Genomic DNA, 18,567 nt, shown 5'->3' on the forward strand with positions numbered 1-18,567 from the left:
TCTCAATGATGCCGTTTCTTCAACTTGCCAATGCGATGTTGGTCACTTTAAGCATTACGCAAATGATCAGCCACCAAGAATGCCATTTCAAGTACTTGGTCTGCATTTAAGCGCGGGTCGCATTGCGTTTTGTAGGCTTGCGCTAAGTCTTCATCGCTAATTTCATAAGCACCGCCTGTACACTCCGTTACGTGCTGACCGGTCATTTCAAGGTGAATACCACCTGCGTGAGTACCTTCTGCTTCGTGAGCTTGGAAGAACTGCTTAATTTCTTTCAAAATTGCATCGAAGTTACGGGTTTTATAGCCGCTCGATGCCGAGAACGTATTGCCGTGCATCGGGTCAGAACTCCACACAACGTGTCTGCCTTCAGCTTTCACTTTACGCAATAAGCGTGGCAAATTGTCGGCTAAATTATCGGCGCCCATACGCGTAATTAGCGTTAAACGACCTGGATCGTTTAGCGGGTTAAGCGCATCAATCAAACGAATAAGCTCGTCTTCTTGCATGCTTGGCCCCACTTTCACACCAATTGGGTTGTGAATGCCACGGAAAAACTCAACGTGCGCATGGTCAAGTTGACGGGTACGCTCGCCAATCCACACCATGTGAGCCGAACAATCGTAAGGCTTACCGGTAAGGGTATCGATGCGTGTTAGCGCCTGCTCATAGTTCAACAGCAATGCTTCATGCGACGTGAACAGTGAAGTCTCGTGCAGCGTAGAACTGGTTTGTGCGTTAATACCAATAACATCCATAAACTCAAGGGTGTCTTGAATACGGTTGGCCATATCAGAATAACGCTCTTTAAGCGGATTGTTTTCAACGAACGCCATGTTCCAGCGGTTAACTTCATGAAGGTCGGCCAAACCACCTTGTGCGAACGCGCGAAGTAAATTCAGGGTTGACGCACTGCGATGGTAGGCTTCCAACAAACGGTCAGGATCTGGTCGACGGGCCGCTTCGGTAAATTCGAAGTTGTTGATGATATCACCACGATAGCTTGGCAAGGTCACGCCATCGCGGGTTTCGAAATCTGATGAGCGCGGCTTGGCGTACTGGCCTGCCATACGGGCAACCTTAGTTACCGGACAACGACCAGCAAAGGTAAGCACAATGGCCATTTGAAGAATAACTTTAAAGGTATCGCGAATTTTAGGCGCATTAAATTCGTCAAACGACTCAGCACAGTCGCCGCCTTGTAAAAGAAAGCCTTTACCCAAGCTGACTTCACCTAGCTGGCGTCTAAGCTCACGGGCTTCAGCAGCAAATACAAGCGGTGGATAAGAACTTAATGTTTGCTCTACTTCTTTTAAACGTACTTTGTCGTCGTACTCTGGTTGCTGAAGAATAGGTTTATTTCTCCAACTGTCTACTTGCCAATTACTCAACGGTGTTCTCCTGAATAAAAAACGTAGGGCAAACGTTTTACTGAAAATATTTATTGAAGCTAGATGCTTCGAATAAAAAGACTGTAACGCGCTTAACAGTGCGTCTGTAGCGCTTTTTTCTAATCAGTCTAATGTGAAAATGTGAATCTAAAAAAATGCTGGGGGCACTTTACCACATTTATTCTAGGGAAATAGGTGCGCAAACTTGAATTTCTAGAAAGTTATCGTGCTTGCTTATAGCAAAATGGCATTCAAACACACTTTCTAAGTTTGTTTGCGTGGCCACCTCTTGTGGCTTACCGAACGCTACCATGCGACCTTTTTGCATAAGCCATAAACTATCGCAATAGTTGGCACTAAGCGCGATATCGTGAGACGTCATAAGTAGGGTATTCCCTTTGTCGCAAAGGAATTTTACCAAACTAGCCAGTGCATATTGATGTCTTATATCAAGTCCTTGCAATGGCTCGTCTAAAAGCACAACCCCCTCTCCGCGCTCTAACTGCGGCCATATTTGCAAAAGCGAACGACAAATTTCTACTCGCTGACGCTCACCGCCAGAAAGCTGGGTGACAATTTGGTTCAAGAAACCCGATATTTCGAGTGCTTTTTCTAAAACCGGAGGAATTAGTACATCTTGCTGTGCTGTTGCATAAAAGCTTAGGTACTCTTTTACCGACAAGTGAAAACCACTTTCGCTTTGTTGCGCTAAAAAGGTGCGCACACTCGCAAGTGTTGCCAGCGACCAATCGTTCATTGGTTTACCTAGCAGCATGACGGTGCCCTCATCAGCGTCAATAAGGCCCGCAAGGGTAAGCAACAGCGTTGATTTCCCTGCCCCATTTGGCCCTATAATGTGAACGCACTCGCCTTTTTTTGCACGTAAACCTTCCACCGAAAGTCGCGATGCTACTTTTACATTCTGTAAGCTTAAAACGGTACGACTATCTGCTAGGTTATGGCTATTCGCTGGGCTATTGCTATCCGCTTCGCTTGGACTTTCTCCTACACCATTTTTGCTGCTGTTTTGCTTTGTGTTAACACCAAGTGCGGCATGGCCACTTGTATTTATTTTTACATCGCTGGTCGAAACTGGGCGTTGGTGGGTAGTACTATTGTTTGTCGTCATTTCATTTCCCCCTTCACTACCCTTTTATTTGACCTTTTGCTAATGCCCAAATTAATAATGGACCGCCTAACGTAGCTGTTACCATAGACACCGGAAGCGTAATGGCACGGGTCATTTCAGAGCTTAACGCAACCAGCATCAGCAGGCTTGCACCACTTAATGCACTTAACGGCAACAAATAGCGATTATTATGCCCGATGATCAAACGTAAGATATGCGGTACTAATAAGCCAACAAAAGCAATAGAGCCTGCCATAGACACCGCAGTGCCTACAGCAATAGCGCAGACAATGAGTGCGCGCTCAGTGAGTTTCTCCACATCCACACCACTGCTTTTTGCTGCAAGTTCACCAGCATAGAGCTTGTTTAAATCGCCGGCGAAATAAAGCTGTAATGCGACAGCAACAGCGATTAACGGGCCGCCCACTGACAAAATTAACCAGTTAGTTTGGTACAAGCTGCCCATTAACCAGAAAGTAAGATTGCGCAGGGCATTAGCGTCGCTGAACATGTAAAGCCACGCTATAACGGCGCCGCTAAGGGTAGAGATGGCAATACCCGCTAGAATAACAGCCGTAGAGGAACCCAGCAGTTTTCTTGCTAAGCGGTAGATAATAAATGTAGATAACAACGCACCAATAAAACATCCCAAAGGCAGCAAATAGTGTAGGTACGCTGTAGCCCATTGTGGGGTTAGCAATAGCAAAAGCGCAGCAACCAAGCTTGCGCCACTCGTAATGCCAATAATTCCCGGATCTGCCAGGGGATTTCGCAACACTACTTGCAAGGTAGCGCCACTTGTAGACAGTGCCGCCCCTACTAAACACGCAGTGAGAATAAGCGGTATTTGAAGCTGAACAATAATATGCTGTTTTAGTTCAGCCGCTGTATCAGACAGCCCTGTCACGCCAACAACCCCTACCACACCTATGACGAGTGACAAAAGTACTGTTATTACAACCAAAGTGACGGCGGTGCATTTAGTTCCTGTCATTGTCAATACGGGTTCTCAACGTGGGCTTTCGAGATGGTTTATCAATATGATTTGCGTTTATTGTTGTTGGGTTTGTTTAATATGCGCAATCAAACCGTCCGACGCTTCTTCGATAAGATCCAACACCAGCTCAAAGCCGCGCTTGCCGCCATAATATGGATCAGGTACTTCTTTATCGTCTGCATTTGCAAAATCAAGAAACAGCTTAATTTTATCGTGGTACTGGCTAGGCGACATACCGTGCAAATTAGCAAGGTTGCTGTTATCCATGGCAAGAATGAAATCAAATCGCTCAAAGTCGCGTTCATCCACACGTCGGCATTTTAGCCCTTTGAAACTGTAGCCACGTTCTACGCCTGCGGCTTGCGAACGCTTATCGGGCGGGTTACCAATGTGATAGCCGTGGGTTCCCGCTGAGTCAATTTCAATATTTAATCCGGCTTGTGCAGCCTTGTGTTTGAACACGGCTTCTGCGGTTGGAGAACGACAAATATTACCCAAACACACGAACAACACCGATGTAGATTGTTTCATTCAAAATCCTATTTCAACGCAGTGACGGAGCGCGACTAAACTTTATGCCTAGTTTCACGTATGATACGCCGTCAGAAAAATTGTGGAGTTAGTATGACCGCACATGTACTTATGCTAAGTAGCTCACGTCAAGGCGACGAGGCTTACTTAGAGCACGCTAGAGCGCTTATTTTTGCACACTTAGGCGAAATTCGCGACCTTCTATTTGTTCCTTATGCCGCCGTCACTCAAACGTACGATAGCTATGTAGACGCCGTTGCTACCGCCCTGCCAGAGTGCAAGGTTACTGGGCTACATTCCGTTGAAGATCCGGTTGCCGCGGTAAATAACGCAAAGAAAAACGGCCAAGCCATTGTTGTAGGCGGTGGAAACACCTTTCACCTGCTTTCTACTCTTTATGCAAACGCGCTTATTGTGCCAATAAAGCACGCCATCGCCGATTGTACGCCTTATATTGGCTGGAGTGCAGGTTCGAATATTTGTGGTCAATCAATTAGAACCACTAACGACATGCCCATTATCGAGCCGCCGAGTTTTGATGCACTAGATATCGTGCCGTTTCAGTTAAACCCGCATTACACCGATTATCAGCCGCCGGGTCACAATGGCGAAACCCGCGACCAACGTTTGGCAGAGTTCACCACGCTTAATCCAACCACGCCAGTAGTTGCTATTCGCGAAGGCACAGCGCTGCGCCTTACTCATAATCAACTTACCCTAGTGGGTGAAAAAGACGGCTTTATCTTTCTAGGTGAAGAAAAAACGCCAATTCATTCAGGTGATGATTTAACTTATTTGCTTGATAGCGGCGAATAACGCCTCATCGTTGGGCGCTACCTGGTAAGGAATTTCTGCCAGTAGCGGTTCGGGTAACATGGCTTTAAGAGAGTGCAGATTTTCTTGGTATCGCGTCATGTTACCCGTGATGTCGTTCGCAACCCATCCTTTAATGGTAAGTCCATCAGCGCGAATTGCTTCTGCAGTTAATAACGCATGATTTAAGCAACCCAAACGCATGCCTACAACTAAAATCACATCCATTTTGAGTGTTTTCACGACATCTGAAAGATAGTAAGTGGGCGTATACTCATCACCTACCGTTAGCGGTAAACGCCACCCACCTGCACCTTCCATTAACAGAAGATCTGGTTGATAGGCGTGCAGTTCGTCAAGCCCTTTTGCAATCTCGTCAAACGTTAACGCAACACCTTCTTCAAGGGCAGCAATATGTGGTGCAATAGCCGGCTTTAGTGCAATTGGGTTTATTTGATGCAAAGGAAGTGTCTGTCCACTTTCTTCGTTGTTTTCATTTGCGCTTTTTAGCTGGTGATTATCTGTAATTTTAATGGCTTTATCTGCGCGTATTTTAGAGCACGCTTTCTGAATATTTAGCGCATCTTCGTTAACCCACTCGCCGTTTATCTGTTCGCATCCGGCTGCGATAGGCTTGTAGCCGATGGCGCTTAACGAGGCTTTTTGCGCGGCTTTTAGCAATTGGCAGGTCACATAGGTTTTACCTACTTCGGTGTCGGTACCGGTAATGAAATACTGCTTCATCGTTTTTCCAATCTAAAATGACTTACGCGGTAGGTAAGCGGTAACTTACTTTCTACACCGCTCATATTGCTGTAAGCCATGGCTAATTTTTTAATATCTCGACGGGTGAGCGGCGGTTGTTTTCGGCCGGTCTCTCCTGCCCCTACACCTTTCACAGAGCGCAGTAGCGACATAATATCGCCGTGAGTATCGACATAGTTCTTAGTAATCACCCGTTGCAAAGAAAGGCCCGACTGCTTGAAGCCATTTATCCATTGTGCGGTTGTCGGCATATAAGTTTCGGCTTGCGGAAGCTGCGCTACTTTGCGCGCCGTTTTAAGTTCACTAAATGACCCCGCCACCATGATAGCCAGCTCGGCAATACCACTCTTTTCAAGCACTCGCGCTATCTCATTAGCAACAAGCCCAGTATCACTGACCCACTGAAGCGCCATAGATGAAAATACGGTTGAAAATTGGCTATTACAGAAAGGCAAATCAACAGCGCTACCTTCTACGAAAATGGGGTCAGAGTACATTTTTCTGGCCTGCGCCAACATGCCCTCGGCAATGTCTACGCCAGTTGCAGCTGCACCTTTATTTGCAAGGGTTTGGGTGTGAATGCCAGTACCACAGCCGATATCAAGAGCCGTACCCTGTAGGTCTATCGGTAAGTTCGCTAATGCCTGCTTGGCAATAATGCGCTGAACACCCGCAATACTGTTGTACTGCGCGGCTGCTTTTGAAAAGCGATGTGCAACGTCCTGCTCGTTAATTGCTGAAGCAGTATTATTGCGTTCAGCTTTTGCAGCGCCTTTAGTTGTTATAGAGCCTTCAGCTGTAACATGGCCCTCAGCGGTAACATGACCCTCAGTCTTAGCGCTCTTCTCTGCACTCAAATGTGCCGCAGCTTTGAAGGAGCTATCTGAAGGGGAAGCAGTATTAACTGTGAGAGTCCCTTTAGCGTAGGTCGCACTCTCGGATTCAAAAGATGTCTCGGACGAAAAAGCCCCGTTTGCCTCAAAAGCCGCCTGCGCCGCGTCACGCGACAGCTTACCGTCGAAGAGACTTCTCGATTCTGCCGACATAGCAGCTTTTACGGCGGGACTTAGTGACATCGTTACATCTCTTTTTTACTTACAGAATCAGGAGTATTCACAGCGCTGTCTGATTCTTTTTCTACTGAAGTCTCACTCAACGCCGAGTTATTAAGTGAAAGCTCTAGCGCATCAAGCAATACGTCAATATCTTGTGATGTATGATTTGACGTAACCGTTATGCGCAGCCTATCTTGGTTTTTCGGTACAGTAGGCTGCCTGATAGCCGTTGCCCAAATGCCGCGCTGTTTTAGCCCATCACTTAGTGCAATTGCACGTTCTGGGCTACCAACAATAATGGGCTGAATCGCACTTTGTGATTGCCCCAAAGTGATTTCAATTGGTGCATCGCCTTTCGCGCTTATATTAAGTGTCTGTCCAAAACGTTTTCGAAACGACTCTCTGAAATAGGTGATATTGGTTTGTAGCGTCTCGCGGCGGGCAGTATCACTGGCGATATGTGTAAGAGAGTACAAGGTCGCGACCGCTTGTGCTGGTGGCATGGCAGTGGAATACACATAGTGCTTCGAAAAATTCACCAGATAATCAATTAGGGTTTGGCTTCCCGCAATAAAGGCGCCGGCCGTGCCCACTGCTTTGCCAAATGTTCCCATAACAATAGGCGCTTGTTGCTGGCTTAAGTTTAGTGCTTCTGCTGTACCGAAGCCGTTTTCACCCAATACACCCATACCGTGTGCATCGTCTAACATGAACCATGCATTATATTTGGCGGCCAGTTCAGCGATACCTTCGCAAGGCGCTACGTCACCGTCCATACTAAACACACCTTCACTGGCAATCAGAATGTCTTGCTGGTTTGCATCAGAATTACCAACCGCATCGGGCACCTGGCTTTGACAAACGCTCGATAGCAGGCTCTCTAAATGACTTAGATCGTTATGCTTGAAACGGCGAAGCTTGGCGCTATCAGATACACATTGCGCCCCCTCTAAAAACGAAGCGTGCATGAGCTTATCAGCAATTATGTGCCCTGCTCTCGCGCTTTTATTCGGGTGAGACATGTGAGGAAAAAGTGCCATGCACAGTGCCTGATTGGCGGCAAAGCCAGAGTTAAACAACAGCGCAGCTTCTCGGTTTAACCCATCGGCAATGTAGGCTTCTAGCGCCAAATGAGCCTGTGTGTGTCCAGTTACCAAAGGCGATGCACCGCTGCCACCACCAAACTGCGCCAGCCCCTCAACCCAACTTTGCAATACACCCTCATGCTGGCGCATGCCTAAGTAGTCATTGCTTGAAAAATTAAGGTAGTGCTCACCGTTAATACAAATAATACTGTCTTTTTCGTACTGTTGGCAGTGGCGCTGGCGCAGCAAGCCTTGCTCGGCACGCGCGCTCAGCAAATCGTCTAACCAGTGAAAGGCCATTACGCCTCCGTTAAATGCTGTTTCTTTGGCGCTACCTTAGGCTTGGTTGCATCAATAAACAAGTCGTTACTGTCGTCGCCTTGCTCTTGTTGCTGGGCAATTTCTTCTTCTAACACTTGTTGATGTGCTTCGTCTGAGTAATCCCTTGTGCGTTCAGTATTAATACCAAGCTTTTTGAACAGCATTACATCTTCATGGGTATCTGGATTTGACGTGGTTAACAGCTTGCAGCCATAGAAAATAGAGTTCGCGCCTGCCATAAAACAAAGCGCCTGCATTTGTTCGTTCATTGCTTCGCGGCCTGCCGACAAGCGCACATGTGACTTAGGCATCATAATACGGGCAACGGCAATAGTGCGAATAAACTCAAAATAGTCCAAGTCTTCTACACTATCGAGTGGCGTACCTTTTACTTTAACCAACATGTTAATAGGTACACTTTGAGGCTGCTCAGGAAGGTTTGCTAATTGCACTAACATACTAGCCCGATCGCTCACCGTTTCTCCCATGCCAACAATTCCCCCAGAGCAAACATTCATACCTGCAGCACGCACGTTCTCTAACGTATTCAATCGGTCCTGGTAAGTACGGGTCGTGATAATATCGCCGTAGTATTCCGGAGAGGTATCAAGGTTGTGATTATAATAATCAAGGCCCGCTTGTTTTAAGGCCACAGCTTGATCGCGGGTCAACATACCTAGCGTCATACAGGTTTCTAAGCCTAAGCTTTTCACCTCTTCAACCATTTTCAAAATGTAAGGCATGTCTCTGTCGCGTGGGTTTCGCCAAGCGGCCCCCATACAAAAACGGGTTGAGCCTACTTGCTTTGCTTCTTTCGCACGCTGGATGACTTTTTCAATTTCCAGTAATCGTTCTTTTTCAAGGCCCGTATCATACCGAGCACTTTGCGGGCAGTACTTACAGTCTTCAGGGCAAGCACCGGTTTTAATCGACAAAAGCGTGCTGACCTGCACTTCATTCGGATTAAAATGCTGTCTATGCACTACTTGGGCATTAAACAGTAAATCGTTAAATGGCATGGCAAACAAAGCTTCGACTTCGGCTTTGGTCCAATCGTTTCGAATAGTTGTCGTTTGCGCAGAAGGCGCACTAGCCAGCGTCATTGACTGTCCTTTACTAATTATTATTGCTGGCTTAGTCTATGCCCCAATATCGAGTTGTCAACTCTGACCAATTTAAAACCTTTACTAACGGCTAATTTGTGAACAATATAGAATTTGATAAACAACATATTTGGCACCCTTATACCTCGGCGGTTAATCCCCTTCCCTGCTATGAAGTAGTTGGTGCAAAAGGCGCTGAACTTACCTTGGCCACAAGTGAAGTGCTAGTAGATGGCATGTCTAGCTGGTGGGCAGCTATTCACGGTTACAACCATCCTGTACTCAACGATGCTGCGCACAAGCAAATTGACGCATTTTCTCACGTTATGTTTGGCGGTATTACCCACCAGCCGGCGGTAGATTTGTGTAAATCGTTACTGAACATGGTGCCGGCAGGTTTAGAGCGTGTATTTTTAGCAGACTCTGGCTCAGTGTCTGTTGAAGTTGCGATAAAGATGGCGATTCAGTATTGGGCGTGTCAAGGGCGCTCAGAGAAGTCACGCATTGTCGCGCCGCGCAATGGCTACCATGGCGATACGTTCGCTGCAATGAGCGTGTGCGATCCCGTTAACGGCATGCATAGTTTATTTGAGGGTGTACTAAGCAAGCAGATTTTTGCGCCCGCTCCTCAAACTCGCTTTGGCCAAACGTTTAGCGAAGATGACATTCTTCCACTTGAAGAGATTTTTGAAAAGCATCATCACACGATGGCAGCCCTTATCCTAGAACCTGTTGTTCAAGGCGCGGGAGGCATGCGTATTTACCACCCCGAATACTTAAAGCGCTGCCGACAGCTTTGCGATACCTACGACGTACTTTTAATTTGCGATGAAATTGCTACTGGCTTCGGCCGTACAGGTAAGCTCTTCGCTTGCGAGCATGCAGGTATTTCGCCTGACATCATGTGTTTGGGTAAAGCGATTACGGGTGGTTATATGACACTGGCCGCGACCTTGTGTACCGAAGACGTGGCTTTAGGGGTTTGCCAAGGGGAGCCGGGCGTATTTATGCACGGTCCAACCTACATGGGCAACCCGTTAGCCTGCGCGGTGGCCAATGCCAGCCTGTCGCTCATTAACGAAAATCATTGGCAGCAACAAGTCCCTGTCATTGAGAAACAATTACAAACCGAATTGGCAAAATGTGCAGACTTGCCGCGAGTCGCTGACGTACGGGTGTTAGGTGCTATAGGGGTAGTCGAGACGGTAAATCCCGTCAATGTTGCCGAAATTCAACGCCATTTTGTGAAACATGGCGTGTGGATACGGCCATTCGGGAAATTGGTATACATTATGCCTCCTTACATTATATCTTCCGAGCAGTTAAGTAAGCTGACCCATGCGATTTACACCGCCTTGAAATAGTGTGTGAGATTGTTACGCTAACTATCTTCTTGGCTGAAATAGGAGTTTTGAACCACCAGTTGACGTCAATTGGCCCGAGGGTTGATGTTAGTTTTGTTATAGAGTGAACATTCAACTTTAAAGCGGGTCACTAATTAGATCATTAATGCAGAGTGTTTATAGCGAGATTTGAATGATAGTACGTGTTTTAGATAAAGTTGTATTTGCAGTCTTGTTTATCATTACACTTCAAGTCCCCATCTTGGCGGATCATTATCGTCAATACCTCAATGGTTATTATGATGCACTGAGAGATGAAGTTTCTAGTTCGTCAGCGCTCGCCAAGCAGCATGGTTTTTCTTCGGTTGAAGCCATGCTTGAAAGCTTACAGAAAAACAGTGAGCCAGTTGTGCGAGAGAATGCCTCGATGAAAGCCACACGCTTCGCCCAGATCACCACTTTAGAGCAAGGCATGAGGAAGCTAGAGCACGGTCATTACTTCGAAAAGCTTGTGTTTATGGCCTCGCCTTCTCAATATGGTACGCTGAAGCGCGTGTTAGATAATTTCAGCCCCTCTGTCCCACTAACGCCTTCGTCAATTGTGTTCAGCCTTGTTACCGCTATCTTACTTAATCTGTTAATTTGGACGCCACACTTCTGCTATTGTCAGGTTAAGAATATTAAGAATAAACCCAAGCGCTACGCTTATAAATAGCACTTGGGTTTATCTTGTTAATACGTGGTTTATTATTTTTTTAGAAAGCCACTTCTACCAGTCCCACTAAACCAACACATTAGATCTTAATGAGCTGCATGGCTCTGATATTTCGTGGCCCGAGATTTCAAGGCGTTATACACGGCATGCACTAAAATCGCTCGGACCTTTCTCTATCCGTCAGCCGGCTTAGCTATTTTTTTCGTATAGCTTTTCCTCGTTTTCTTTTCATCTCTTTTCCACGCTCTCTTTTTCTCGCTTTAGTGAGCCTCAACAGTCGCGCTCCGCATTTAGGCACATTTGGCGTGTTCTAGGTCATCATCTAGTAAGAGTTGGCATCTTTGCTGCAACACTTATTGAGAGTGTGTGTTGAGATGTTGCTGAATTTACACTACGCCTATCAAAGTAAACACTTAATACCTTTGATAAACAGCAACTTAAACACAAAAAGCTATACAGGAGATATTATTATGCCAACAGATGCGCAATTATTAATCGGGAAAGTGTTGCAAATAAAAGACAAAATTATTGCAAAACGCCACTGTATTCCAAGCGGCCTAAAAGCGGAATGGAACACGCTTAATGAGCAAACTGCGTGTTTTGAAAGTGAGGCGCTTTATAGAAGTGCTGTGAAGGGCCAGGAAATGAATAAGCACATTGATTATTCAGGTTCGGTGAAAGAGCTTTCTCAATTAGTAAAACAACTTAAAACGCTAAATAAAAAGGTTAACGTTACACGAGTTCATCACTAATACCTGCGATGACACGCCACGGTTATGGCTATTTTAAGTTTCGCTGAGTGGGTATTTATCTTTGCGGACTAATGGTATGAGGCCTCAAGCATTCTCCGTGCCTCAGGCCTAAGCAAAAATTCGTGTTACTTTTTCTTTTTAAGGAGTACCAATGTTCTTACTTTACGCGTGCCATAGCTGGCAAGCCTTAGAAAGTCTTCGCGGGCAACCGGAATGTGTTGATACTCGACAGGCTGCCCCTCACTCGCATCTGGATCGTGCAGATAATAGCAATGAGAATCGCAGCTAGTCACCGCAACCCAATGGGGAACCTTTTTCTTATCGAACGCGTATGTGCTGATTAAGCACAATACTGCCCCGCCAGCTTTAAGGGTTTGGTCGATAACATCAACTCGCCAGTCAGAGATTTCAACAGAAATGCCTTTTCTACGTGCCTCTGCCATAAACTGCGACTCAACATTTTCGACTATCGCTTTCTTGTTAGTATCTCTAACGCCATCAACAAAAAGCGGGACATCCTGATTGATGACCACTTTCGCTGCATAACCTTCGTTTACCGCGGCGAGCGCTAATCCCACCGGGTGGCAACCGCCATGACCTGACATCATAAATATCGTGGTCGCAGTACGCCACAACGATAGTTCTTTTTCTTGGGTCATTTCATAGCGATTGTTCAATGCACACATTGCCATCATTAATGCTGATGGACCGCAGGTAAAATCAGTCGTTTGTTGGTACCACGGATAAACCTCTGGCTTAACTGATTTACTCGGCACCAACACTTTTTGCATACGTAATGCGTCAGTGTGATCGTCGTAGTAATCGGTATACATACCAAACTGACTAAACCCTAATTTTTTATACAGAGCAATGGCGCCGGCATTACCTACTGCCACTTCCAGGCGCATAAATCGCTTTCCCCGCAAAAGCGCCCGCTCCCCCAAGCTATTTATGAGCTTTTCAGCAACGCCAAGCCCTCTCGCCTCAGGCAAGACTGCGATAGAATACAGTCTAGTGAGCTGCGTTCCACGACGCAGTAGCAACAGTCCATAGCCAACAATGCTATTTACACTCGGCTTATTTTTGTCGAGGTTAGAACTTGAAGTCGACGGCTCACGCTCGGCCACAATAAGCTCTGCGTGCTGTGCATCAATGTAAAATTTGAAACGACTTTTACTTAGCCTGTCGGTGGTGAAACAAGTTTGCTCAATGTGCTGAAGCGAAGCAAGATCGTGTAATGTCGCAATGCGCAGCACTACACTCGACTGCGTAGAAGGCACACCAACACTATTTGTCGATTTAGTATTAGATGCGCCCTCAGCTAGGCCATATGCACGATTTGCGCTTTCCTGTGGACTTGCATTATTCACTTCAATTACTCGCTCAGCCGATGTAATCATCGCCCTCTTTGCTCCAACCTGTCAGCAAATTCCTGCATAATTAATTCGTACAGTTCTTTGCCTAAATATTTGTCTTCAACACCCGAGTCGATACTTGGGTTGTCGTTCACTTCAATAACATAAACTGCATTGCCGGTTTGCTTGATGTCTACACCATACAAGCCGTCACCCACCGCTTTAGCGGCCTTGATAGCAGCTTGTAACACCGGCTTAGGCACTTCAAATGTTGGCATTGTGGCAAATCCACCCGAAGAGAATCGGTCTCCCTGATGGTTGTATATCTGCCAATGGTTGCGGACCATAAAGTATTGGCAAGCATAGATAGGTTTGCCACCTAAAACACCAATTCGCCAGTCGAACTCAGTAAAAATATATTCCTGAACAAGAACAAGTGCTGATTCAGCCAACATCTGTTCTAAACGCGTTTTCAGCGCTTCTTTATTTTCAGCTTTATGCACGCCGCGGGAAAACGAGCTTTCTGGCAGTTTTAAAACAAGCGGCAAACCAAAGTCAGCTATGAGTTTTTCGCATACTTCATCAGTAGCGCTCGATACAAACGTCGCTTTCGGCGCTGGCACTTTCTGATAAGCAAACGCATCTTGCAAGTACACTTTGTTACAGCAGCGCAGAATTGACTGCGTATCGTCCATAACCACAATGCCTTCTCGCTCTGCGGCACGGGCTAAACGGTAAGTATGATGGTCAATCGCCGTCGTTTCACGAATGAACAATGCATCATAGTGACCCAATTCTTCTTGCGACAGGCGACTCACCACATCTGCGCGAAAGCCCACTTTTTCAGCTGCTTTAACAAAGTTTTTAATGGCGCGTTCATCACTAGGAGGTGTGCTCTCTTCTGGATTAACCAAGATAGCCATATCCCAACGTGTGCGTTTGCTCGTTTTACCGGCTTTCCATTGTATTTTTGTGTGCGCTTCTAATTGCTCAATGAAACGCGCTTGTTGTTTGGCGTTTAAGTCTTTAAACGCTTTTGCCTGCACGCTCGCAAAGCCTTCAATTTGCACTTTCCCAGAGGCTTTAGGTGACACTTTAGTATCGGTAACCGTTGGGCTTAACACCAAAACAGGGTACGGATATTTTTCAAATGCTTGGCGCGCCAAACGTTTAAAGCGCTGATCTTTCACTTCGCCAAAAAGTACTAATATAGGCTCATCAGTAATTTCCGTATTGTCTTGAGATACCGACAAAGAGAAGACGATGCGATCGATACTTTTCTCTTCCGCCATGCGTAAATCGTTAATGGTATTTACAGAAGGCAATACAGAGTGATTACGTGCCTGAGCCAAAAGTGAACAATAGTACCCTTCGCTTAAGTAACGCGTAGTATCACAAATGTTGATAACGCGTGTTTTGGGCTCGTTCAACTTTGGAAACTCAGCAAGATAATCTTGAAAAGTCAGCACGGTTAAAGCTGTGTTACAAAAAGGAGTAACATCATCAGTAACAATCAGTGTATTGTGCATGTAATTCGCTTCTAAATAGTGTGTTGTCAGTTACAATTATTACTGTGTTTGTTCAATTTACAAACACGATTAAAGTAGCGCTGAGTTTACGCTTTACTCATCATTTGCATAGCATTATCAGCACGGCTTTTTTTCATCGTTAAGACAACAAAAACTAATGTGCATTTGAATAGATTGAAACGACTTTTGTTTATTGAGTTTGCCTATACATTGAAGTAAGCAAACAAGATACGAATGGTTTAAGGAGTACGTATGTTATTAGCCAGCTTGGCTATTTTAATCGGATTACCGGTTTTGCTTTGGAGCGCAGGGAAGTTTGTAGGTGGTGCCGCATCGGTAGCCAATCATTTCGGTGTTTCACCCTTGCTCATCGGTATGCTCATTATTGGGTTTGGTACATCGGCCCCTGAAATCATCGTTTCAGTGTTTGCAGCTATTCAAGGCAACTCTGGCATAGCGCTGGGTAACGCCTATGGCTCTAATATCGCCAATATCCTGTTAATCCTTGGCCTTACCGCAATCATTAGTCCTATTGCGGTTAAATCAGAAATCATTAAGAAAGAGCTGCCTGTTTTACTTGGCATCACCTTCTTTGCCGCATGGCAGGTGTGGGACTTAAATATCTCGAAAGACGACGCATTCTCTTTGTTAGGACTGTTTGTGCTTCTGCTTTCTTGGAGTATTTATCACGGTATGAAAGGCGACAAAGACGCCCTCGCCGACGAATACGATGAAGAGATTAATAGCAACGAAGGTACGGTAAAAACCCACGTAATGTGGTTGATTGCGGGGCTTTTATTGCTAGTTGCAAGCTCGCGTATGCTGGTATGGGGCGCGGTAGAAGTCGCCACCTTCTTTGGTGTTAGCGATACTATTATCGGGTTGACGGTTATCGCAATTGGTACATCGTTACCAGAACTTGCATCATCGCTAATGGCGGTGAAGAAAGGCGAACACGATTTAGCCATTGGTAACGTGATCGGATCTAACATGTTCAACACCTTGGCAGTAGTGGGCATTGCAGGCACCATTCAGCCAATGGCTGTAGGTTCTGAGTTTTTATACCGCGACGTTATGGTGATGTTCGCATCAACCATTGCCCTATTCATTTTCTGTATTGGCATTAAGCGCCAAGGACGTTTAAACCGTCTGGAAGGCGGAGCATTTGTGCTGGCCTACGCGGCCTATACGTACTGGCTTATCCAAGCAGCTTTTATTTAAGTTATTGCCGCAAGCCTTGTAAATAATAACGCTTATTATGCATCGCTCACTTGATGGGAAGCTCACAGCAACCCCATCAAGTGACATAAACACCGTTTGCCGAAAGCGCTACTTACAAGGCTTTGTTATTTGTCCTTGAGTTATATTTTTGTCGTGCACTGCATGTAGAGCGCTTTCTCTATTTACAGGCCCAGTGTGGTAGCCAGCGTGATTAGGCTTATCGCCGCAATAGCAAATAGAATGAATAGGTTTATGCCAAAGCTATCGCTTTGACGACGGTTTCTTCTGGCACGCATAATTATGCTAACCAAACTCACTATTAAACATACCTGCAGCATGATGGTCATGGCCGATAAATGACTTTCAGACCAACTGGTATCGCCTTTTATTCCCCAGTACTGCTGCACGCCACTGATAAAGTCTGGGCGCGCATAGTGAAACAGTATGAGTACGACAACCATGCCAACCCAGCCAACGATGTTTAACCCAAGCATCACCTTATAAAAAGGCGTTTTAGAACGGGGCGTTGAACGTCGCTCTGCAAGTTGCTCGTAAGTCATAGAACTTCTCTCATTTTCGGCATCGCTAGAACGGTCAGCGTCACTTTGCGTAGCACTCGGTTCTTGTGCTTGCTGAGACACTGGCGTGTTCGAATCATTTTTATTTCCCATTTGTCACTCTGTTCTCTGGCATCCCGCTTTATGTTGGGTATACTAGCGTGCTATTGGATTGTATTTCATTGGTTATTTTTACATCACCAAGTCATGTTTCGATCTGTATTTTGCTTATACTTGGCACCAAGCGAATTGCGAAATGCCTTTTTGAAAAGCGAAAAGCTAATACAGATTCTAGTAAGTTATCGGCATGGCAATCCAAAAACATTGACTATAAAGCAAATTTTAGTGCATTTTTTCATTCACAGTTTAATGCACTGTGTTGTTGAAAATGACTCAATAGTAAGCAACAACATAAAATTAGTAAGACGGAGAAATTAACATGACGCATGCGCCCGTAGTTGACGTACTTAAAGGTAAGTACGCCGTTGGCGAATCGGTAACCGTAAAGGGTTGGGTAAGAACACGCCGCGACTCTAAAGCGGGGTTATCATTTATTGCACTACACGACGGTAGTTGCTTCGATCCTGTACAAGTTATTGCGCTAAATTCTCTGTCAAATTATGCCGATATCCAGCGCTTAACAGCAGGCTGCTCATTATCGGTTACCGGTACAGTGAAAGAGTCTCAGGGCCAAGGCCAAGCCGTTGAAATTGACGCGACTGACGTTGAAGTTTTGGGTTGGGTAGAAAACCCTGATACCTACCCAATGGCCGCTAAACGTCACAGCATTGAGTACCTTCGCGAATATGCGCACCTTCGCCCACGCACTAACGTTATCGGCGCGGTAACCCGTGTTCGCAACTGTTTGTCTCAGGCGATTCACCGCTTTTTCCATGAGAAAGGTTACTTCTGGATCTCTACGCCTATTCTAACGGCAAGCGATACAGAAGGTGCAGGTGAAATGTTCCGCGTATCAACCCTTGATATGATGAACCTTCCACGCGACGACAAAGGCAATGTTGACTATTCAGAAGATTTCTTCGGCAAGGAAACCTACCTAACGGTATCAGGTCAGCTTAACGTTGAAACATATTGCACAGCTATGTCTAAGGTGTACACCTTCGGCCCTACGTTCCGTGCAGAGAACTCAAACACATCTCGCCACCTTGCCGAGTTTTGGATGATTGAGCCTGAAGTGGCGTTTGCTGAATTGAAAGATGTCGCACAGCTTGCTGAAGACATGCTGAAATATGTTTGTAAGGCCGTGCTTGAAGAACTGCCTGACGACATGGCGTTCTTTGCTCAGCGTATTAAGAAAGACGCCATTGAGCGTTTAGAAAAGTTAGTAAGCTCTGACTTTGTTCGCATGGACTACACAAACGCTATCGAAATTCTGCAAAACTGCGGCAAAGAATTCGAATTCCCTGTTGAATGGGGTATCGATTTATCTTCTGAGCACGAGCGCTATCTTGCAGAAGAGCACGTTGGTGCGCCAATTATCATGCAGAACTACCCGAAAGATATTAAAGCGTTCTACATGCGCATTAATGACGACGGTAAGACAGTTGCAGCAATGGATGTACTTGCGCCAGGTATCGGTGAAATCATCGGTGGTTCACAACGTGAAGAGCGCCTAGACGTTTTCGATGCACGCCTTGACGAAATGGGCCTATCGAAAGAAGATTACGCGTGGTACCGCGACCTTCGCCGCTACGGCACCGTACCTCACTCAGGTTTCGGTCTTGGTTTCGAGCGTCTTGTAGCATACGTAACTGGCATGCAAAACGTACGTGACGTGATCCCATTCCCACGTACACCGGGCAACGCTAGCTTCTAAGCAGTTGCTTGACTAATAAATAAAAAGCTCGCCACAGTTTGCTGTCGCGAGCTTTTTTACTTCTTGAA

Annotated in this window: 17 protein-coding genes; 6 read left to right on the forward strand and 11 right to left on the reverse strand. The window is 45.9% G+C overall.

What is annotated here, in order from left to right; all coding sequences use genetic code 11:
* Positions 1 to 47: 47 nt before the first annotated feature.
* The 4 genes from MHN02_RS15450 to MHN02_RS15465 form a co-directional block, all read right to left on the reverse strand.
* Positions 48 to 1,391, reverse strand: coding sequence for a 3-deoxy-7-phosphoheptulonate synthase class II (locus MHN02_RS15450; protein WP_014978802.1), 1,344 nt, complete (start codon positions 1,389 to 1,391; stop codon positions 48 to 50).
* 178 nt (positions 1,392 to 1,569) lie between these two features.
* The gene (locus tag MHN02_RS15455; protein WP_202940847.1) at positions 1,570 to 2,520 is read right to left on the reverse strand and encodes an ABC transporter ATP-binding protein; all 951 of its coding nucleotides are present in this window, start codon (positions 2,518 to 2,520) and stop codon (positions 1,570 to 1,572) included.
* 16 nt (positions 2,521 to 2,536) lie between these two features.
* A complete protein-coding gene (locus tag MHN02_RS15460; RefSeq protein ID WP_239247213.1) occupies positions 2,537 to 3,514 on the reverse strand; it encodes an iron chelate uptake ABC transporter family permease subunit in 978 nt (325 codons plus the stop codon).
* A gap of 57 nt (positions 3,515 to 3,571) precedes the next feature.
* Positions 3,572 to 4,048 carry a low molecular weight protein-tyrosine-phosphatase gene (locus MHN02_RS15465; RefSeq protein WP_239247216.1) on the reverse strand — a complete coding sequence of 159 codons (477 nt, stop codon included), beginning with the start codon at positions 4,046 to 4,048 and terminating at the stop codon, positions 3,572 to 3,574.
* A 93-nt stretch (positions 4,049 to 4,141) separates the two neighbouring features.
* Here MHN02_RS15465 and pepE point away from each other — a divergent pair, with 93 nt between their 5' ends.
* Positions 4,142 to 4,864, forward strand: a complete 723-nt coding sequence (gene pepE / locus MHN02_RS15470) for a dipeptidase PepE (RefSeq protein ID WP_014978798.1) — start codon at positions 4,142 to 4,144, stop codon at positions 4,862 to 4,864.
* Here the strand turns inward: pepE and bioD are convergent.
* The 4 genes from bioD to bioB are packed head-to-tail and all read right to left on the reverse strand — an operon-like array spanning position 4,835 to position 9,190.
* The gene (gene bioD, locus MHN02_RS15475) at positions 4,835 to 5,605 is read right to left on the reverse strand and encodes a dethiobiotin synthase (protein ID WP_239247218.1); all 771 of its coding nucleotides are present in this window, start codon (positions 5,603 to 5,605) and stop codon (positions 4,835 to 4,837) included. The genes pepE and bioD overlap by 30 nt on opposite strands.
* Complete coding sequence (locus tag MHN02_RS15480; RefSeq protein WP_239247220.1) at positions 5,602 to 6,702, reverse strand: methyltransferase domain-containing protein; 1,101 nt, start codon at positions 6,700 to 6,702, stop codon at positions 5,602 to 5,604. The genes bioD and MHN02_RS15480 overlap by 4 nt, the downstream gene beginning before the upstream one ends.
* A gap of 2 nt (positions 6,703 to 6,704) precedes the next feature.
* Positions 6,705 to 8,066, reverse strand: coding sequence for an 8-amino-7-oxononanoate synthase (locus tag MHN02_RS15485; protein ID WP_239247222.1), 1,362 nt, complete (start codon positions 8,064 to 8,066; stop codon positions 6,705 to 6,707).
* The gene (gene bioB, locus MHN02_RS15490; protein ID WP_049585902.1) at positions 8,066 to 9,190 is read right to left on the reverse strand and encodes a biotin synthase BioB; all 1,125 of its coding nucleotides are present in this window, start codon (positions 9,188 to 9,190) and stop codon (positions 8,066 to 8,068) included. The genes MHN02_RS15485 and bioB overlap by 1 nt, the downstream gene beginning before the upstream one ends.
* A 98-nt stretch (positions 9,191 to 9,288) precedes the next feature.
* Here bioB and bioA point away from each other — a divergent pair, with 98 nt between their 5' ends.
* The 3 genes from bioA (at position 9,289) to MHN02_RS15505 (ending at position 12,000) form a co-directional block, all read left to right on the forward strand.
* On the forward strand, positions 9,289 to 10,554 hold the full coding sequence (gene bioA / locus MHN02_RS15495) for an adenosylmethionine--8-amino-7-oxononanoate transaminase (protein ID WP_039227342.1): 1,266 nt from the start codon (positions 9,289 to 9,291) through the stop codon (positions 10,552 to 10,554).
* 172 nt (positions 10,555 to 10,726) lie between these two features.
* On the forward strand, positions 10,727 to 11,248 hold the full coding sequence (locus MHN02_RS15500; protein ID WP_239247224.1) for a DUF2937 family protein: 522 nt from the start codon (positions 10,727 to 10,729) through the stop codon (positions 11,246 to 11,248).
* Between the two features lie 470 nt (positions 11,249 to 11,718).
* Positions 11,719 to 12,000, forward strand: a complete 282-nt coding sequence (locus MHN02_RS15505) for a hypothetical protein (protein ID WP_239247226.1) — start codon at positions 11,719 to 11,721, stop codon at positions 11,998 to 12,000.
* Between the two features lie 125 nt (positions 12,001 to 12,125).
* On the opposite strand, the gene MHN02_RS15510 is transcribed toward MHN02_RS15505, so the two are convergent.
* Complete coding sequence (locus tag MHN02_RS15510) at positions 12,126 to 13,400, reverse strand: GNAT family N-acetyltransferase/peptidase C39 family protein (protein WP_014948901.1); 1,275 nt, start codon at positions 13,398 to 13,400, stop codon at positions 12,126 to 12,128.
* On the reverse strand, positions 13,397 to 14,884 hold the full coding sequence (locus MHN02_RS15515) for a RimK family protein (RefSeq protein ID WP_039227337.1): 1,488 nt from the start codon (positions 14,882 to 14,884) through the stop codon (positions 13,397 to 13,399). Before MHN02_RS15515 ends, MHN02_RS15510 begins: the two co-directional genes overlap by 4 nt.
* A 252-nt stretch (positions 14,885 to 15,136) precedes the next feature.
* Between MHN02_RS15515 and MHN02_RS15520 the strand changes: the two genes are divergently transcribed.
* Entirely contained in the window at positions 15,137 to 16,105 is a 969-nt protein-coding gene (locus MHN02_RS15520; protein ID WP_014948899.1) for a calcium/sodium antiporter, read from the forward strand.
* A 182-nt stretch (positions 16,106 to 16,287) separates the two neighbouring features.
* Here MHN02_RS15520 and MHN02_RS15525 read toward each other — a convergent pair whose 3' ends face one another.
* Positions 16,288 to 16,776 (reverse strand): hypothetical protein, encoded by a 489-nt coding sequence (locus MHN02_RS15525; RefSeq protein ID WP_014976053.1) that lies wholly within the window; start codon positions 16,774 to 16,776, stop codon positions 16,288 to 16,290.
* Between the two features lie 325 nt (positions 16,777 to 17,101).
* On the opposite strand from MHN02_RS15525, the gene asnS reads away from it, so the two are divergent.
* Positions 17,102 to 18,499 carry an asparagine--tRNA ligase gene (asnS, locus tag MHN02_RS15530; RefSeq protein ID WP_239247228.1) on the forward strand — a complete coding sequence of 466 codons (1,398 nt, stop codon included), beginning with the start codon at positions 17,102 to 17,104 and terminating at the stop codon, positions 18,497 to 18,499.
* The last annotated feature ends 68 nt before the right edge of the window (positions 18,500 to 18,567 follow it).

Origin of the sequence: Alteromonas sp. CNT1-28, assembly GCF_022348345.1 — a bacterium.
GTDB lineage: Bacteria > Pseudomonadota > Gammaproteobacteria > Enterobacterales > Alteromonadaceae > Alteromonas > Alteromonas macleodii.

What these genes read in the sequence shown, in the direction of transcription:
- MHN02_RS15455 (WP_202940847.1), bottom strand. Translation starts at nt 2,520, where the DNA reads ATGACGACAAACAATAGTACTACCCACCAACGCCCAGTTTCGACCAGC.
- MHN02_RS15460 (WP_239247213.1), bottom strand. Translation starts at nt 3,514, where the DNA reads ATGACAGGAACTAAATGCACCGCCGTCACTTTGGTTGTAATAACAGTA.
- MHN02_RS15465 (WP_239247216.1), bottom strand. Translation starts at nt 4,048, where the DNA reads ATGAAACAATCTACATCGGTGTTGTTCGTGTGTTTGGGTAATATTTGT.
- pepE (WP_014978798.1), top strand. Translation starts at nt 4,142, where the DNA reads ATGACCGCACATGTACTTATGCTAAGTAGCTCACGTCAAGGCGACGAG.
- bioD (WP_239247218.1), bottom strand. Translation starts at nt 5,605, where the DNA reads ATGAAGCAGTATTTCATTACCGGTACCGACACCGAAGTAGGTAAAACC.
- MHN02_RS15480 (WP_239247220.1), bottom strand. Translation starts at nt 6,702, where the DNA reads ATGTCACTAAGTCCCGCCGTAAAAGCTGCTATGTCGGCAGAATCGAGA.
- MHN02_RS15485 (WP_239247222.1), bottom strand. Translation starts at nt 8,066, where the DNA reads ATGGCCTTTCACTGGTTAGACGATTTGCTGAGCGCGCGTGCCGAGCAA.
- bioB (WP_049585902.1), bottom strand. Translation starts at nt 9,190, where the DNA reads ATGACGCTGGCTAGTGCGCCTTCTGCGCAAACGACAACTATTCGAAAC.
- MHN02_RS15500 (WP_239247224.1), top strand. Translation starts at nt 10,727, where the DNA reads ATGATAGTACGTGTTTTAGATAAAGTTGTATTTGCAGTCTTGTTTATC.
- MHN02_RS15505 (WP_239247226.1), top strand. Translation starts at nt 11,719, where the DNA reads ATGCCAACAGATGCGCAATTATTAATCGGGAAAGTGTTGCAAATAAAA.
- MHN02_RS15510 (WP_014948901.1), bottom strand. Translation starts at nt 13,400, where the DNA reads ATGATTACATCGGCTGAGCGAGTAATTGAAGTGAATAATGCAAGTCCA.
- MHN02_RS15515 (WP_039227337.1), bottom strand. Translation starts at nt 14,884, where the DNA reads ATGCACAATACACTGATTGTTACTGATGATGTTACTCCTTTTTGTAAC.
- MHN02_RS15520 (WP_014948899.1), top strand. Translation starts at nt 15,137, where the DNA reads ATGTTATTAGCCAGCTTGGCTATTTTAATCGGATTACCGGTTTTGCTT.
- MHN02_RS15525 (WP_014976053.1), bottom strand. Translation starts at nt 16,776, where the DNA reads ATGGGAAATAAAAATGATTCGAACACGCCAGTGTCTCAGCAAGCACAA.
- asnS (WP_239247228.1), top strand. Translation starts at nt 17,102, where the DNA reads ATGACGCATGCGCCCGTAGTTGACGTACTTAAAGGTAAGTACGCCGTT.